This is a genomic window from Variovorax sp. Sphag1AA, from assembly GCF_014192575.1.
Taxonomy (GTDB): domain Bacteria; phylum Pseudomonadota; class Gammaproteobacteria; order Burkholderiales; family Burkholderiaceae_C; genus Variovorax.
The window spans coordinates 227,140-243,270 of the sequence record NZ_JACHYC010000007.1 but is presented as its reverse complement, the minus strand read 5'-3'; the positions used below and the strand labels follow the sequence as shown (position 1 = coordinate 243,270).

The window sequence follows — 16,131 nt, the reverse complement described above, 5'->3', positions numbered from 1 at the left end:
GCGGGTCCATCGGACCCGGTCTATCTGTCAGGAAAAGGCCTCAAGTGCCGTGTGCATCATTCCTTGATAACGATGCCGCGCTCCTTGATGAGCTTCCCAAAGCGTTGGTAGTCATTCGCCACCAGCTTTTGGAACGCTGCTGGATTCGCCTGCGCGTACACCGTGGCACCCGCCTTCACGAACTGCTTGCGCACATCGTCTCGCGCAATCATCTTCATGAGGCCTGCATTCAAGGTGTCAATGATGGGCTTGGGCGTCTTCCCGGGAGCGAAGAGCCCAGTCCAGCTGACCATCACGGTCCCTGGCACGTCTTCCTGCAACGTCGGAATGTCAGGAAGTGCGTCCATACGCTTCTCAGAAGCGATCCCCAACACGAGCAGCTTTCCGTCATTGTGGAAAGGCAGGAACGAGCCAATATCCGAGACAGTGGCGTCGATGTGGCCGGCAATGGCATCGGTGACGGTGGGGCCGGTTCCCTTGTAGGGCACGACCACGAAATTGCCGCCTGTCGATTGGATCAGGCTCTCGACCAGCAGGTGAAGCGCACCGCCCACACCGGATGTGCCGACGGTGACTGGACGCGTGCGGGAAAGCGCCACGAGGTCCTTGAGCCGCTTCACGCCAAGCTTCGGGTTCACCGCAAGCGCCATCGGCGACTCTCCGACCATGTTGACGGGCGTCAAGTCTGTCAAGGCATTGAATGATTGGCGACCCATCGCCTGCGGCGCAATGATGACCGGCGTAGCCGTGCCGACCAACAGTGTGTAGCCATCCGGAGGCGAATTGGCGACGTACTCGGTTGCAATGACGCCCGTGGCGCCGGCCCTGTTCTCCACCACGACGGAGACACCCAGCGCATCTGCAAGGCCCGCCGCAATCATGCGCCCGCCGAAATCCGTAGAACCGCCCGGGACGAAGCCCACGATGATGCGGATCGGCTTCGAGGGATATGACTGCGCAATCGCCGCACCGCCGGAAAGGCCCGCAACGAGCCCCACGCCAAGGCCTAGCGCGGTCCGGCGCGTCATTGCAGTCGGTCGCTGTTTCGGATCAATCATCTGTCTCCTTCTCTAGGTATGCAAAAACTGAAAATTCCGCCTCGGCGCGTGGCCGCCAGGTGCGCTTCTCGCGCTCGTACTCGCAAGCGGTGCAAACTGCATGCCACTCGAGCTCCAAAGGACAAGGGCCGACATTCCCTCGAATGTGTTGCGCGAATAGGGGGGCCGCGAATCTTGAAACTCACGCGCGATGTCTGCTGCAACGACACGACCGTCCCCGTCGCACACACTTGTCTTCCGCGAGCAAGGACTCGTCGCTCATCGCTGAGGGCGGCCTGGGAGGCAAGCCACCAGCTTGCGCGACGACGATGTAGGACGGACGCGATTGGCATGCGCATTGCAATCACTCAAGTTGTGATTCCATCCCGCGCACAGAGAAGATGAGGCTGCAGGCCGACTGCGCCCGAGCGCAGTTGGCCTGCAGCCCCTCCTCGAGGCCATCAACTCGGCCTCTGCCACCAGCAACTCAACACACTCTTCCAGCACAGCCATGACAAACGCGTACAAGCTCTTCATCGATGGAAAATGGTTAGCCGAAGCCGACCAGGAGCTCTTTCCCTCGATCAATCCTTACACTCGAGAGCCTTGGGCGATGGTGCCGCAGGCGACCGATGCTCAGGTGGCCGAGGCGATAGCGGCGGCGCGACGCGCGTTCGACACCCACTGGAGCAAGACTTCGGGCTTGGAGCGCGCCAAGCTTTTGAACCGCCTGGCTGACCTCCTTCAGGCCGACGCAGATCGCATGAGCGTGCTCGAGAGCACTGACAACGGCAAGGTGATCCGTGAAACTCGTTCGCAGCAGCTTTTTGCGGCGCGCGCGTACCGCTTCTACGCGGGCTACGCGGACAAGCTGTGGGGCCAGAGCATGCCGCTCGATGAGCGGGACGTCCTCAACTACACGCGTCGTGAGCCGGTGGGGGTGGTGGTGGCGATCACGGCGTGGAATTCCCCCATGCACCTGCTGTCGAACAAGCTGGCGCCAGCGATCGCTGCCGGCAATTGCATCGTCATCAAGCCCTCGGAACAGGCCTCCTGCACGACGCTCGAATTCGCCAAGCTGATCGAGCAGGCGGGGTTCCCTCCTGGCGTTGTCAACGTTGTGACAGGTGACTATCGCGTGGGCAAGGCACTGCTCACTAGCGGCCGAGTCGACCATGTGACCTTTACGGGCAGCCCAGGCGTCGGGCGGGAAATCTCTGCTACCGCCGGTCGCTTGCTCGTTCCCGTCACGATGGAGCTTGGCGGCAAATCGCCCAACATCATCTTCGAGGACGCAGACATCAAGAAGGCGACCATCGGCGCTCTCGCGGGCATCTATGGGGGGACGGGGCAGTCTTGCATCGCAGGCTCTCGCCTGCTCGTGCAGCGCAAAGTCTATGAGGAGGTCTCCGAGACGCTCGTCGCGCGTGCCAAGATGATCAAGATGGGCAATCCTATCGATCCGAAGACCGAAATGGGAACGGCAGCAAATCAACCCCAGTTCGAGCGCATCATGCAGTCGATCGAGGGTGCGATCAAGGAAGGAGCACGACTGCTCACGGGCGGCAAGGAAGCTTCCGGACCAGACCTCGGCCGGGGTTTCTTCATCGAGCCCACAATTTTCGGGGAGGTGCGCAATTCGATGGCTGTCGCGCAGGAGGAGATCTTCGGCCCTGTGCTCTCGATCATCCCCTTCGACACGGAGGAAGAGGCCATCGCTATCGGAAATGACACGAAATACGGGCTTGCGGCGGGCATCTGGACCACCAACGTCTCTCGCGCCTTGCGGGTCTCGCGCGAGATTCACGCGGGCATGGTCTGGGTCAACACGTACCGTGCAGCAGCCGCCCAGGCACCCTTCGGCGGCGTCAAGGACAGCGGCTCCGGCCGCGAGCGCGGAGAGGAGGCCTTGAACGCCTTCACAACGACAAAGAACGTGATGATCAACTTCTCTGACGAGGAACGCGATCCGTTCGCGATGAAGCTTTGACCGGCGGGAACAATCTGGCAGCGCTCCCCCTCATGAAGCTCAAGTTCGGCCCCAATTCGCCCTACGTTCGCAAGGTAATGGTCCTCGCGATCGAGCTCGGGCTCGAGGGTCGCATCGAGAAGGAGTTGGTCAATCACTCCCCCTACGAGCCCGATCAGGGCGTATTGGCGATCAATCCGCTCGGAAAGATTCCCGCCTTCGTCACGGACGAAGGCATGGCACTTTTCGATTCCGACGTGATTTGCGAATATCTCAGCGTGTTGGCCGGCGATACCGTCTGGTTTCCAGCCGAGCGTAGTGCGCGCTGGCACGCACTACGGTACAACGCACTGGCCAACGGCCTATTGGAGGCAGCACAACTCGTGCGGCTTGAGCAGGTTAGGCCAGTGGCCTTCCGGTACGGCAACTGGGTGCAAGCACAGACAGCCAAGGTTCTTCGCGCAATCGCATCTCTTGAATCGAAGCCCCCGGCGGGAGTGGACATCGGCTCGATCGCCGTAGCATGCGCCCTAGGCTGGCTCGACTATCGGTTCGCAGAGCTCGCGTGGCGCGAGGCGGCCCCGCAGCTTGCCGAATGGTTTGGCGAGTTCAGCGGGCGCGTCAGCTTCGCATCGACTCGCCATCGTGGCCAGAAGTAGGCAGTGCACTCGGACGCCAACGTGTCTTTGGACCACAGCGCACAAGCGCGTCGTACGCAACTTGCGCGGATCATCATCGGACACGTATGCCTTCACGCGTCCATGACCGGTTCGCGCATGGCGGCACCTCTGCTGGCGCTGAATCAGGGTCACGGGAAGGGTGGGGTCGGCCTCCTGGTGGCCCTCTTCGCACTGACCCAGATCTTTCTGTCCCTGCCCGCAGGTCGCTATGCCGATCGGCACGGACTGAAGCGACCTGTCGGGCTGGCGGTCATTGCCGCATCCGTGGGCGTTGGACTCGCAGCAATCTGGCCGATTTATCCAGTGCTATGTCTCACAGCGCTGCTGTGCGGCGGGTCCATAGGCGCAGCGACCATAGCTGTGCAGCGGCATGTTGGACGGATGGCGAACTCGGTCGCTGAGCGACAGCAAGCCTTTTCGTGGCTCGCGATCGCGCCCGCAGCGTCGAACTTCATCGGCCCGTTCGCGAGCGGCCTGGTGATCGATTTCGCGGGCTTCCAGGCGGCGTTTCTCATGCTGGCATGCATGCCTCTAGTGGGGTGGATCCTGTTGCGCGGGGCGCGCGAGTTGCCGCAGGAGCCTGTTGCTCCCGGGAAGGGTGCTGCCTGGGACCTGCTGCGCAGTCCGGGCATGCGCCGGCTTCTGTTGATGAACTGGTTCATGACTGCCTCATGGGACCTGCATGGATTCATGGTTCCTGTACTGGGGCACGAGCGCGGGCTGCAGGCCTCGGTGATCGGCAGCATCCTTGGCGGCTTTGCGCTGGCTGCCGCTTGCGTCCGCGTCGTGATGCCTCTCTTCGCTGGGCGCCTTCAGGAGTGGGTGCTGATCACATCCGCCACGGCCTCGGCGGGCGTGCTCTTCCTGCTCTATCCGCTCACCTCCACCGCCCTGGGTATGGGCGCCTGTTCCGCCGCTCTGGGTTTTGTGCTTAGCGTGGTGCAGCCTATGGTCATGAGCATGCTCCACCAGATCACACCGCGTGAACGCCATGGCGAGGTGCTGGCAGTACGGCTCATCATGATCAATGCATCAAGTGTCGGTATGCCCCTGCTCTTCGGAATGGCCGGGCTCCTCACCGGCGTGACCGGTGTGTTCCTGACGATGGGCGTTATCTTGACTTGCGGCAGTCGGCTCGGACTAGGTCTGCGTGGCCTCGGGGAGGACCCCGAGGGTCCCGATCACTAGGCGTCCGCGAGGACCATATCGGCGCACTTTTCGCCGATCATCATGCAGGGGATACTCGTGTTGCCCGAGATGATCGTCGGCATGATCGACGCGTCCGCGATGCGAAGGCCGGTGATCCCGTGAACCCGCAACCGTGCATCGACCACTGACATCGAGTCCTCGCCCATCTTGCACGTTCCGACGATGTGCTGTGTGATCGTGCCCGTGTTACGGATGTACTCGAGGATCTGCTCATCGCTCTGCACCAGAGGCCCCGGCTCCACCTCCTCGGCGACCAAGCCCCGGATGGGCGGCGCGTTCGCAACTTCGCGCGCCCGACGGACCGCCAGGACGGCCAGCTTGCGCTCGTTCTCGGTGCCGAGGAAACGATAGTTGATGACGGGCGGTGCCGCCGGATCAGCCGACCGGATGTGGATACTGCCCGTGCTTTCGGTGCGCTGGAGATGAGCGTACATCGAGAAGCCTTCGGTCGCCGAGATCCGACGGGTCTTTCCGCCGCGCAGTTCGAGAATGTAGGGGCTGACCACCATCATGATGTCCGGGTTCTCCGCTTCCGGACTAGACCGCGCGAACACGCGCATGGTCCCATGACCTTGACCAATGAAGCCCTTTCGAAAGATTGCATAGCGCAGCATCTCGACCAGCAAGCGCCAGCCGTGACCTTTCTTCGCGAGCGAGATGTCGGGTCGATTGAAGCGCCAGCTCATGAGCGCGGCATAGTGGTCACGAAGATTCTCCCCGACGCCTCTCAGTTCATGAACGACCGGAATGCCGTGCCTTCGAAGAACCTCGGGATTTCCAATGCCGGAGAGCTCAAGAAGCTTCGGCGAGTTCGCGGCACCGCAGGAGACGATCACTTCGCGCCTTGCGCGAACCTCCTGAATCTGCCCGTTTCGGCTGAAGCGCACGCCCACGCATCGCTTGCCTTCAAGAACCAGGGAGGTTGCCTCGGATCCCTTGAGGATCGTCAGGTTGGACCTACCGCGCGCGGGGTGCAGGTACTGTGTCGCGGTGCTGTGGCGCAGGCCGCGGTACGAGGTCTGCTGCGCCATGGCGACGCCTTCCTGTGACGCACCGCTGTAGTCCGCGTTGTAGGGAATGTTCACCGCCCCCGCGGCCTCGATGAACATGTCGTAGAACGGCGCGACCTTCGATGCCTCGGTGACGTTGATCGGTCCTGTTCGTCCGCGATAGTCGTCCGAACCGATCCTGGTCCTCTCGATCTTCTTGAAGTACGGCAGCACGTCCCTGTAGCTCCAACCGGTCCCTCCGAGACGCGCCCACGTGTCGTAGTCAATCCTCTGGCCGCGGTTGTAGACGATCGCATTGATCGCCGTGCTGCCCCCCAGCAACTTACCGCGCGGAACGTAGATGGGGCGATTGCCGTGGCTCTCATGCGGCTCTGACTGATAGCGCCAGTTCACAGCCGGGTTGTCGATCATGTAGACGACCCCCACCGGCGGCCGCGTCCAGATGTAGTGGGCCCCCTTCTGGCCGGCTTCCAGGCACAGCACCGAGTACTTGCCGCACTCGCTGAGCCGGTTGGCTAGCACGCCGCCGGAAGCTCCCGAGCCGATGACAATGAAATCGTACGAGTCAGAATGCATTTGGTTGTGATGTGTCTCAGAATCTTGGGCGCGAGAGCAATCGGGTCGCCAACGCGATCGAATTGGCTCACTGGTTGTGGCTTAGCGCGATGCGCGTAAGGCAGCCACGTGCAGCCCACTTGCGTCGTAGCAGTGGCTTCAAGGTGCGCCAAAGCGCCAACGCAGAAAAGCCATGATGTCGGCTACGCAACGCTCAGGAACAGCATCGGTCAAATGGTGGGGCAGACCGGCGTAGTCGACCAACTGCGCGTCCGGGATGCGTTCGGCCATCATCTCGTAGGCACTCTCGTTACCGATGTTCGCGGCGCCAGGGCGCGCGATCAGCGTGGGGCAGCGGATCTCGCCAAGGCGGTCGGACCAGTCCAGGCTGCTCATCAGCAGGACCATGCGTCCCCCAAAGTTCATGTCGAGCCTGTCGGCTTCGTCGAGGAACCACTCAACGTGCTTCGGATTCAGCTGATCCACGGGCAGACGGCTGGCGATGTTCTGAGCGAGCCAGTTTCGCAGACCGATCTTCTCGACCTCCTTGATCCAGACCGGCCACATGCTTTGCTTGAGACCAGGTGTAGAGCTGAACAGCAACAAGCTCTTGACTCGATCTGGATGGCTCAGAGCCGTGTTCTGGGCGATGTAGCCTCCAGCCGAGGTGCCCGCCATGTGTGCACTCTCGCAGTCGACCTGATCGAGCAGCTCCGTCACGTCTTTGACCAAACGCTCCATGTTCAATGGACTTTCTGCGCCGGGAACTTGCGAAGCACCATGGCCGCGCATGTCCATGCGCAGGACGCGATAGTGTGGCGACAATCGGGGGACCCACTCGAAGTAGCGCTTCGCGCTTCCCATGGCGGGATGCAGTAGCAGAATCGTCTCGGGCTTTGTCCACGGCTTGGTGTTGTCGTCGACGTAGTAGGCGAGTTCGATGCCATCGCTGGTCTTGAATTTGTGCATGTGTATACCTGTGCTAGTTGGTTTTTTCGAACGTCACGGAAATCAGCGCTATCCTTCGCGGCGCCATTGACCCGTGGTGAAGCTCACTCGTCGCTTACGATGTTGAGTTCCTTGATGACACGGCCCCAGCGCCTGAAATCTCTGGCCAGGAACCTCTGGAAGTGCTGCGGAGAAGCGAGGGTGGACGGGATGAATCCTGCCCCGCCCAGCCGCGCTTGAACGTCTGCATGTGCCATGACGCTCAGAAGGGCGGCATTGATGTTGGTGATGATCGGCGCTGGGGTGCCACTTGGCGCAAGCACGCCTGCCAAGCTCGCAGCGCCGAGATCTGCAATGGTTTCGTTGGCGCTCGGCACGTCGGGAAGAAACTCAAAGCGCGTCTCATTTGTGACGGCCACGGCGAGCAGACGACGTTCCCTGAGGAAAGGAAGAACGGGTGCGAGATCCGCAACGACGCCCTGAACGTGGCCGGCCAGCGTGTCGTTCACGCCGGGACTCGAGCCTTTGTAAGGCACGTGCACGATGCGCCCGCCAGACGCTCGATTTAGCATTTCGATCGCAACGTGCGACATGCCACCTGCACCGGCAGACGCCAGCGATAGCCCTTTCGCACGGGCAGCGTCGAGGAGATCAGCGAGCGTCTTGATTCCAAGGGTAGGATTGACGGCGACTACCTGTGTCGTCAGCCCGACGGTGTTGATACCGATCAGATCTGCCAGCGGGTCGAACGACGACGACTTCAGCGTCTGCGGCGTGATGACGACAGGGCTTTGAGAACCCACCAACAACGTGGTGCCGTCGGGTGTTGACTTCGCGACGAAGGCGGCGGCGAGGGTACCGCTGGCGCCAGCTCGATTCTCGACAATGACGTTGCTGCCCAGCGCCTCTCCCAGACGCGGCGCGATCAGGCGCGCAACCAAGTCGGCAGACCCGCCCGGCGCGAATCCCACTACCAGCTTGACGGACCGTCCGATCTCGGCGCTTCCCAGCGTTGGCAGGAATCCAAGGGTGCCGAGCGCGAGCACGTCTCGCCGCGCAAAGGGAATGTGGGCATCCCCGTTACCGCAGTGACGTACTAGGAATTTTGGCAAGGCTGTCTCCGGATTCTTCTGGTCGGGTCTCATCGCGATCCTGCATGCGATCGCTCAAGGTGCACTGTCGCCTCTACGGCATGCCTTGCAAACTATTGTTTTGCGATGGAATCCATTGCGCGGCCTTATGGGCCGCTGTCGCGGTCATTCAGCGCTGCAACGAACTGGTAGATGCGGGATAGATCCTCACCCCCATGGCCCGCCTCCGCCGCCGCCTGCCATAGCCCGCAAGCCGCATGCGCAACACTATGTTCGACGCCAAGCTTTCGCGCCTGCTCCACCGCCAGCACCACATCCTTGTGGGCAATAGCGAGCTTTCCGCCGGTGTCGAAGGCACCCGTGAGGATTTGCGTTTTGAACGTCTCTTCAGTTGCGCGGCTTCGCCCCGTCGAAACGTTGATCACCTCGACAGCGGTGGCCTCGTCAATGCCAGCCTTGCGGGCCATAAGAATCATCTCGACGGCCAGGCAAAGGTTCGCCGCATTGAGCATGTTGTTCGCCAGCTTGAGGACCTGTGCCTGCCCAGGCCGCTCGCCGATATGGAAAAGCCGATCGCAGAGTCCCCGTAACGCTGGCGAAGCAGTGTCGAAATGTGCACGCGGACCCGCCACGAAACAGGTGAGCCGACCGTTCGCCGCACCGATTCGACCACCACTTACGGGTGCGTCGAGCAATGCAATCGATCTCTTCGCGAGAGCGGACTCGATTCGTTGCATCGAATCCACCCCGATGGTGGACATTTCGACGTACTGGCGAACGCAGGTTCCTTGGACGATACCGTCGGCGCCAAGTGCAACCCGCTCGCTGACTTCGGGTGAAGGAAGGCATGCCAGCACGATCTCTGTGCGACTGGCCACGTCCATGGGCGAACTACCCGGCAGCGCTCCCCGTTGAACCAGTTCGGCAACGGCTGGGGCATCGACATCAAACGCAACCACCTCGAAACCGGATTGCAGCAGACGACCAGCCAAGGGGCGACCCATTGACCCGAGGCCAATCATGCCCACGCGGATCTTGGCGCGACTCAAGGTTGGGCTCCTGATGCAAGGGGTTTCGCGCCCGATGGAGCGCTGGTGGAAGCGGCGGAGCCTGCATCAGGACAATGTTGCACATGATCTATGGACATCGATAGGAGCTCTCTACGAATGAAGCGGCGCACACGAGAACCGTTCTGGGCCTGCAGATGGCACTCGTCGGTGCAATCCGCATGCCGCAAGGACGTTGGCAACGGATGTGGCCTCGCGCCGCTATGCCGGAAGCGTCCCGTATCGGGCGCGGGAGCCTGACATCAGAGCTCCCCACCGACGGGTGTGTCCGCCGGAGCGACGGTGGTGTCGTTATCGGCTACAGCTTGCTCGTGCCGAAGTTGTCGCCTCCTGTGGCGCTGCTACATTCAACATGTTGCGATGCAAGTCGTTGAACTGGTCACTTGGTTCGGAGTCGAGTATGGATATGCGGCAGTTGCGATACTTCGTTCAGATTGTCGAAAGCGGCAGTTTGTCCAAGGCGTCGCGCCAGTTGTTCATCGCGCAACCGGCGCTGAGTCAGCGGATGGCTCAACTCGAGGAGGAAGTGGGCAAGTCGCTCCTAGTGCGCTCCGTCCGCGGCGTGGTTCCCACACAGAACGGCGAAGCGCTCTATCACCATGCAAAGTTCGTTCTTCTGCAGCTTGACGAAGCGGTGTTGATTGCTCGGCGCGAGTATTCCGATGTCCGGGGACGCGTCACTGTCGGTATGGCCTCGTCTACCGCCTCGATGGTGGGCTTGCCGCTCTTGAGAGAGCTGAAGGAGAAATATCCCGGCATCTTGCTAAACGTCTTGACCGCACGTCCAGGGCTACTCGAAGAGAAAGCCAAGCGCGGCGAACTGGACGTCGCGATTCTGTTCAGCAAGTTGTCGGGCAGCGACATGAACATCGAGCCGTTGCTGGAGGAGGACGTGTTCGTGATCTTGCCGAAGACCAGCAAGCTCGTATCGGCCCGAAAGACCTCCTTGACTCTTGCTGAAGCTGCCGCGCTGCCGATGGTCCTCTCTGCACCGAGCAACAACCACCGGCGGAAGTTCATGCTCGAATTGGAGCGAGCCAATCTCGAAGCCAACGTCGTTGCCGAAATCGACTCACTGTCGCTTGTTATGCGCTACGTTGCTGAGGGCGGCGGTGCAACGATCCAGGTCGTCGCTGCGACACAAGCGCAGACCCTCCCTCAGGGGTGGCGTTGCCTGCCCATCGTCGACGCTCCCATCAGCCGCACAAACTATCTCTACGCTCTGCCCGTGCAGAAGCTATCGGCCAGCGTCTCCATTGTTCGGACCGAACTCAAGCGCCTTGTTCATGCACTTGTTGAAGACGGCACGTGGCAGCACACACGTCTATTGGGAGAGATGGAAGTACCCAAGAGCGAGGGTTGAATGACTATCGCTCAGCGGCAACCATAAGCTGGCGCGATGGATAAGCTCGCAAAATAGTATTTCTGGCTTCGACGTCTCCATTCCTAAACTGTTTCGCAAGCAACCAGCCGGACGAGCTGGAGTGAAAGCGAACCCGCCAGGTTCGAACCAAGCGAACAACCAGGAGACGGCAGATGATCTATCGCGTTCGAGACGCGTGGTGCTCAGTTCGATCCGTGCGATTCACGAACTTTGCGGGTGGCGCCGACGACGAAGGCGCCCCCCATGATTGACTACACGGTCGTCAGTGCGCATCGAGATCTGCTTGGCGAGGTGCCGATCTGGTGCGAACGCACAGCCAGTCTTTGGTGGATCGACGTCCTCAGATCCGCACTGCATCATCTGGACACGGCAACCGGCCAGATCACAACGGCAACGACCCAGGGGGGCCGCATCGGCAGTATTGCACTGCGCGAACAAGGCGGCTTGCTTGTGGCGAACTCCGAAGGTATCGACTTCTTCGATCCGGGAACGGGAACCCAGCAACCTTTCGCCGGCTACGGACGCCTCGGTCCGGCGCAGCGCTTCAATGATGGCCGCGTTGATCGCCAAGGCCGATTCTGGGTGGGCTCGATGCATGAAGAGTTTCTTCCGCAAGGCACCCTCTTCAGGGTCGATACGGACGGCACGATCACAGCGATCTTTGGCGACATCATCGTTCCGAACGGCATTGCGTTCAGCCCCGACAGCCGGACGCTCTACTTTGCCGATACGCGTCGCTTCTCGATGTGGTCCTTCGATTTCGACGCTGCTACCGGAATGATCTCCAATCGCACGGCGTTCTCGGACACCAAGGGCAAACCGGGTCGGCCCGACGGATCTGCGGTCGACAGCGAAGGTTTCATCTGGAACGCCGAGTACGCGGGCGGCCAGATCGTTCGCTATGCGCCCAACGGTCGTATCGACCGCACCATCGATCTTCCAATGAGTCACCCCACCAGCCTTTGCTTCGGCGGGCCTGATCTCCAAACGCTCTTCATTACATCAGGCAGCTACACCTTGTCCCCCGATGCGCTGGCAGCCGAGCCGCTTGCGGGCGCCGTGATCGCGATTCACGCCGGTGTCAAGGGGCTGCCGGAACCCCGCTTCGGCGGCTAGCCGGCCCATCAATCCGCGCTTTGAAGTCGTGAGCGTTTAGCTCACGACGGAACGCGCTCGCAGCAATCAAAACGGAGACAATATGAAAAGACGCTTTCCCATTCAGGTGGCTGCCGCATTGCTGGGCGGACTGGCGCTCGGCGCCATGATCAGCCGCCCTGCTCGCGCGCAGGAGCCGATCCGCATCGGCTGGCTCTCCTCGCTGAGCGGTCCCCTTTCGACGTCTGCCATCGCCGAGAACCACGGGGTGCAATTCGCCGTGGATGAACTGAACAAGCGGGGCGGCATCAACGGCCGCAAGCTCGAGCTTCTCACCCGAGATACAGCGGGAGACCCCACCAAGGCTGTCAACTTCGCGAACCAGCTCGCCCATCAGGACAAAGTCCAGTTCATTCTCGGCCCGGTCAATTCCGGTGAGGCGCTGCCCGCAGTGCCAATCGTGGCGCGCGCAGGCCTACCCAATCTCCTTGTCACCGCCCTAGAGGACCTGACGGATCCGGTGAAGTATCCGCGCGCGTTTCGCGTCATCTTCACCAACGAACAGTGGATTCGGGCGAGCCAGAACTACTCCATCAATGTCCTGAACCGCAAGAAGATTGCGATCATCGGAGACACGACGGGTTACGGCACCGCCACCGTGAAGAGGTCCACCGAGATGCTGACAGCGTTGGGGATCAAGCCCGTCTACACCGTACTGGTCGATCCGAACCGTACAAGTTTGAACGACGAGATGACCAAGGCGAAGGAGGCCGGCGCCGACGTGGTCATGCCATGGACCGCCTCTACCGGCCTGTTGGCGCGAATTCTCAATGCGCGCGGCGACATGCAGTGGAACGTGCCTGTCATCGGTCACTCGGCCATCATGACCCCGGCGATACGGGGCCTGTTGAACAAACCGGAGTACTGGGAACAGACCTACGCTGCCGGTTTCAAGAACATGACCTACGGGGCCGACGGGAAGCTGCCGGAGAACACTCAAAAGCTGATGGAGGCCATGCGTACTCGTCTCGGCGGCGGCCCGATCGACTTTTCATTTTGGTGGGCTGCGGTTGGTAACGACCTGGTCGGGCTGATCGAGCACGTGGTGAAGACAGCGGGCTCGACCGACCCCGCGGCGATCCAGAAGGCTCTGGAGAACACACGCGACTTCAAGGGCTACTTCGCCACCTACAGCTGGGGCCCCAAGGAACGCAACGGCTTCCAGGACAGCGACATGGTCATGAACGTGGCCAACAGCTTCAAGGACGGCAGCTACAAGCTGGCTCCCGGCCAATGACGCGGGCGCGCTCCATGTCGTTTCATCATCGACCCGATACCTCGGGAGCTGTCGCATGCTGACCGTTCTAGTCACGGGACTCGCTACTGGCGCGCTCTACGTTGCAGCTGCTCTCGCCTATAACGTCATGTATTCGACGTCAAAGGTCCTGAGCGTCACCACCGGCCACATCTTCATGGTGAGCTGCATCTGCGGTGCCTTTCTCATTGGCGAACTCAGGCTCCCCATGATTGTCGGCTTCCTGGGCGCGGTGGCCGCCGGTATCGCCTTCGGCATGCTGACCGAGATCGTGGCGATAAGACGCGTGCTCGCTCGTTCTGACGAGCACCTCTGGCTGCTCAGCACGCTTGCGCTGGCGACCATCGTCCAACAGTCAATGGGCCTGTGGTGGGGAACGGAACCGAAGCCGTTCCCACGCCTTTTCGATCAGGATTTCACGTCCGGGCTCCTGGACCAGAAATACTGGCTTCCCATCGCCGCGGTCGGTCTGATGGCGATCTGCATGGAGCTGTTCTACCGCCGCACCCTGTTCGGGAAGATCTTCCTGGCTGTCTCTGAAGACCCGTTCGCGGCTCGGGCGCGCGGCATCTCTACCGATCGTATCCGCGCCATGTCCTACGCCATTGCGGGTCTGCTCGGTGGTGTGGCCGGCTTCGCGGCAGGTCAGCTGACGTTCGCGTTCTTCGCGCTGGGGCTTTCTCTCACGCTCAATGGTTTTATCGCCTTGGCCGTCGGCGGCCTTGGCAGCAATCTGGGCGCCATTGTCGGCGGCGTCACTCTCGGCCTGCTGAATGCGATGGCCACGTATTTCTTCGGTGGCGAATACCAGCAGACCGTCGCGATTGGCCTGCTCATGGTGTTCCTGCTGCTCAAGCCCGAAGGCCTCTTCGGGAACAAGATGGTGCGTCACGTATGAATCCGCGGTTCCAATCTCCTGCCCTGCTGCTGCTGACCCTGTTCGCGCTGGGCACGCTGCCCTTCTGGGCGCGCGACTCCTACCAGGTTCATTTGGCCGCGCTGATCGCGAGCTATTGGATCCTCGTGGCTGGACTGAACCTCGTCATCGGGTACACAGGCTTGCTGTCCGTCGGCCATGTGGGGCTGCTCGCGATCGGCGCCTACACCTTCGCGATCCTGAGCGGGCGATACGACATAAACCCCTTCTTCGCCATCGCGGTGGCTGGCATGCTCGGCGGCGGCATCGGTTTTGTCCTGGGCCTGCCATCGCTTCGACTGCCCGGCTTCTACTTCGCGATGGCAACGATGGCCTTCTCGATGATGGTCTCGGAGTTCACGCTAGCGCAGCAAGGGTTGACGGGCGGCGGCACCGGCCTGTCCGTCCCGACCTTTCCGAAGCCCTTTGACACGCCCAACGGGTTTTACTGGATGCTGATCAGCTTCGCGGGACTTGTGACCTGGCTCACATGGAATGTTGCCCGCCTGATGTGGGGGCGGGCCCTGATCGCCGTGCGCGACAGCGAAGTGGCGGCGGCGTCCGTGGGCGTGCCGATCTACAACCTCAAGCTGAAGGTGTTCGCATTCAGCGGGGTGATGGCAGGTACGGCGGGCGCGCTCTTCGGCTCGCTGCAGAGCTACATCACGCCCGACACGTTTCATTTCGAGCTCGGGTTGTTCTTCTTCATCTGCATCGTGATCGGCGGCCGCGGCGCTATCCTGGGCCCGCTACTGGGCACGATCGTCTTGACGGCCCTGCCGGAGATGGTGGCGCCCCTCGCCAAGTTCGGGCAGTTCTTCTACGGTGCCTTGCTGCTCGTTGTCGTGCTCTTGCTCCCCGAGGGCATCGGCAACGCATTCACCGTTCTGCGGGAGCGGATCCGGCCACGCCCCCCCCTCAAGCAGCTGATCTCGCCGAATCTTGGCCGCCTCGCGGCAGCTGTCCGACAAAGGGAGGCAGCATGACGATGATTGCAACCGAACGGGCGCAATCCGCCATGCATCACGCGCCCATCGCGTCGACCGTAGCATCGCCCGCGCGATCCTCGCTGAATGAACTAAGGGCGGAAGGCGTCACCAAGCGCTTCGGCGGTGTGACCGCCGTCAATAACGTTTCGCTGACGCTGCAACCCGGCCAGGTTCACGGACTTATTGGAACAAACGGCAGCGGCAAGACCACGATGCTCAACCTGCTCTCTGGCTACTACCCAGCCGATGAAGGCAGCATTTCGCTCGCTGGACAGAAGCTCACCCACGCCCCTGTCCAGCGACGACCGCACGTCGGCATCGCGCGAACCTTCCAAAAGCCACGCCTGCTCGGTACGCTGAGCGTGCTCGACAACGTCATGCTGGGTGGGTGGAAGGACACGAGAGCGGGCTTCCTGTCGACGGCTTTTGCACTGGGCCGCGCGGGGCGAGAGGAGCGGATGCTGCGTGAGCGCGCCGCAGAGCTGTTGCACGGAATCGGACTCGGCCACCTCATGCATCGCAAGGCGAACTTGCTGGACCATGCAGAGCAGCGCTTTCTTGAGATTGCTCGCGGTCTCACCATGCAGCCGCGTTACATCCTGATGGACGAGCCAGCCGGCGGCCTGACGGAACATGAGATCGAGCAACTGGCGCAGATCGTCACGACGATACGCGACTGCCAGGTCGGCGTGCTCATCGTCGAGCATCACACAGACTTCGTTTTTCGAATCAGCCACCGGGTGACCGCCCTGAACCTGGGTCAGATGCTCAAAGAGGGGACACCCGACGAAGTTCGCAACGACCCGGAAGTGATCCGGGTCTACCTGGGAGCATGAGCGTGCAAGATGCGGAACGAAAGAATGCGC

14 protein-coding genes are annotated in these 16,131 nt (G+C 61.5%); 9 read left to right on the top strand and 5 right to left on the bottom strand.

Annotation, left to right across the window (positions count from 1 at the left end; genetic code table 11):
• Positions 1-56: 56 nt before the first annotated feature.
• A complete protein-coding gene (locus tag FHW64_RS27095) occupies positions 57-1,058 on the bottom strand; it encodes a tripartite tricarboxylate transporter substrate binding protein (protein ID WP_184531330.1) in 1,002 nt (333 codons plus the stop codon).
• 490 nt (positions 1,059-1,548) lie between these two features.
• Between FHW64_RS27095 and FHW64_RS27090 the strand changes: the two genes are divergently transcribed.
• Genes FHW64_RS27090 through FHW64_RS27080 form a run of 3 tightly spaced genes read left to right on the top strand, consistent with a single transcriptional unit; the run spans position 1,549 to position 4,874 of the window.
• The gene (locus FHW64_RS27090; protein ID WP_184531329.1) at positions 1,549-3,027 is read left to right on the top strand and encodes an aldehyde dehydrogenase; all 1,479 of its coding nucleotides are present in this window, start codon (positions 1,549-1,551) and stop codon (positions 3,025-3,027) included.
• 32 nt (positions 3,028-3,059) lie between these two features.
• Positions 3,060-3,665 (top strand): glutathione S-transferase N-terminal domain-containing protein, encoded by a 606-nt coding sequence (locus FHW64_RS27085; RefSeq protein ID WP_184531328.1) that lies wholly within the window; start codon positions 3,060-3,062, stop codon positions 3,663-3,665.
• A gap of 27 nt (positions 3,666-3,692) precedes the next feature.
• A complete protein-coding gene (locus FHW64_RS27080; RefSeq protein ID WP_260306419.1) occupies positions 3,693-4,874 on the top strand; it encodes an MFS transporter in 1,182 nt (393 codons plus the stop codon).
• Here FHW64_RS27080 and FHW64_RS27075 read toward each other — a convergent pair.
• The 4 genes from FHW64_RS27075 to FHW64_RS27060 form a co-directional block, all read right to left on the bottom strand.
• On the bottom strand, positions 4,871-6,481 hold the full coding sequence (locus FHW64_RS27075; protein WP_184531326.1) for a GMC family oxidoreductase: 1,611 nt from the start codon (positions 6,479-6,481) through the stop codon (positions 4,871-4,873). The genes FHW64_RS27080 and FHW64_RS27075 overlap by 4 nt on opposite strands.
• Before the next feature lie 138 nt (positions 6,482-6,619).
• Positions 6,620-7,429 carry an alpha/beta fold hydrolase gene (locus tag FHW64_RS27070; RefSeq protein ID WP_184531325.1) on the bottom strand — a complete coding sequence of 270 codons (810 nt, stop codon included), beginning with the start codon at positions 7,427-7,429 and terminating at the stop codon, positions 6,620-6,622.
• Positions 7,430-7,512: 83 nt separating this feature from the next.
• Positions 7,513-8,553: a tripartite tricarboxylate transporter substrate binding protein gene (locus FHW64_RS27065; RefSeq protein WP_184531324.1), complete on the bottom strand. Its 1,041-nt coding sequence runs from the start codon at positions 8,551-8,553 to the stop codon at positions 7,513-7,515.
• Positions 8,554-8,645: 92 nt separating this feature from the next.
• Complete coding sequence (locus FHW64_RS27060; protein WP_184531323.1) at positions 8,646-9,548, bottom strand: NAD(P)-dependent oxidoreductase; 903 nt, start codon at positions 9,546-9,548, stop codon at positions 8,646-8,648.
• 418 nt (positions 9,549-9,966) lie between these two features.
• On the opposite strand from FHW64_RS27060, the gene FHW64_RS27055 reads away from it, so the two are divergent.
• The 6 genes from FHW64_RS27055 to FHW64_RS27030 all read left to right on the top strand — a co-directional run bounded on the left by FHW64_RS27055 (position 9,967) and on the right by FHW64_RS27030 (position 16,101).
• Positions 9,967-10,929 carry a LysR substrate-binding domain-containing protein gene (locus tag FHW64_RS27055; RefSeq protein ID WP_184531322.1) on the top strand — a complete coding sequence of 321 codons (963 nt, stop codon included), beginning with the start codon at positions 9,967-9,969 and terminating at the stop codon, positions 10,927-10,929.
• Between the two features lie 237 nt (positions 10,930-11,166).
• The gene (locus FHW64_RS27050; protein ID WP_311733371.1) at positions 11,167-12,066 is read left to right on the top strand and encodes an SMP-30/gluconolactonase/LRE family protein; all 900 of its coding nucleotides are present in this window, start codon (positions 11,167-11,169) and stop codon (positions 12,064-12,066) included.
• Positions 12,067-12,148: 82 nt separating this feature from the next.
• Positions 12,149-13,342, top strand: coding sequence for an ABC transporter substrate-binding protein (locus FHW64_RS27045; protein WP_184531321.1), 1,194 nt, complete (start codon positions 12,149-12,151; stop codon positions 13,340-13,342).
• Positions 13,343-13,397: 55 nt separating this feature from the next.
• The gene (locus FHW64_RS27040; RefSeq protein ID WP_184531320.1) at positions 13,398-14,258 is read left to right on the top strand and encodes a branched-chain amino acid ABC transporter permease; all 861 of its coding nucleotides are present in this window, start codon (positions 13,398-13,400) and stop codon (positions 14,256-14,258) included.
• Complete coding sequence (locus FHW64_RS27035) at positions 14,255-15,262, top strand: branched-chain amino acid ABC transporter permease (protein WP_184531319.1); 1,008 nt, start codon at positions 14,255-14,257, stop codon at positions 15,260-15,262. Before FHW64_RS27040 ends, FHW64_RS27035 begins: the two co-directional genes overlap by 4 nt.
• Complete coding sequence (locus FHW64_RS27030) at positions 15,259-16,101, top strand: ABC transporter ATP-binding protein (RefSeq protein ID WP_260306386.1); 843 nt, start codon at positions 15,259-15,261, stop codon at positions 16,099-16,101. Before FHW64_RS27035 ends, FHW64_RS27030 begins: the two co-directional genes overlap by 4 nt.
• Positions 16,102-16,131: the final 30 nt, after the last annotated feature.

Coding starts and splice junctions, on each gene's coding strand:
- FHW64_RS27035 (WP_184531319.1), top strand. CDS start 14,255: ATGAATCCGCGGTTCCAATCTCCTGCCCTGCTGCTGCTGACCCTGTTC.
- FHW64_RS27030 (WP_260306386.1), top strand. CDS start 15,259: ATGACGATGATTGCAACCGAACGGGCGCAATCCGCCATGCATCACGCG.
- FHW64_RS27055 (WP_184531322.1), top strand. CDS start 9,967: ATGGATATGCGGCAGTTGCGATACTTCGTTCAGATTGTCGAAAGCGGC.
- FHW64_RS27040 (WP_184531320.1), top strand. CDS start 13,398: ATGCTGACCGTTCTAGTCACGGGACTCGCTACTGGCGCGCTCTACGTT.
- FHW64_RS27070 (WP_184531325.1), bottom strand. CDS start 7,429: ATGCACAAATTCAAGACCAGCGATGGCATCGAACTCGCCTACTACGTC.
- FHW64_RS27065 (WP_184531324.1), bottom strand. CDS start 8,553: ATGAGACCCGACCAGAAGAATCCGGAGACAGCCTTGCCAAAATTCCTA.
- FHW64_RS27085 (WP_184531328.1), top strand. CDS start 3,060: ATGAAGCTCAAGTTCGGCCCCAATTCGCCCTACGTTCGCAAGGTAATG.
- FHW64_RS27095 (WP_184531330.1), bottom strand. CDS start 1,058: ATGATTGATCCGAAACAGCGACCGACTGCAATGACGCGCCGGACCGCG.
- FHW64_RS27075 (WP_184531326.1), bottom strand. CDS start 6,481: ATGCATTCTGACTCGTACGATTTCATTGTCATCGGCTCGGGAGCTTCC.
- FHW64_RS27045 (WP_184531321.1), top strand. CDS start 12,149: ATGAAAAGACGCTTTCCCATTCAGGTGGCTGCCGCATTGCTGGGCGGA.
- FHW64_RS27090 (WP_184531329.1), top strand. CDS start 1,549: ATGACAAACGCGTACAAGCTCTTCATCGATGGAAAATGGTTAGCCGAA.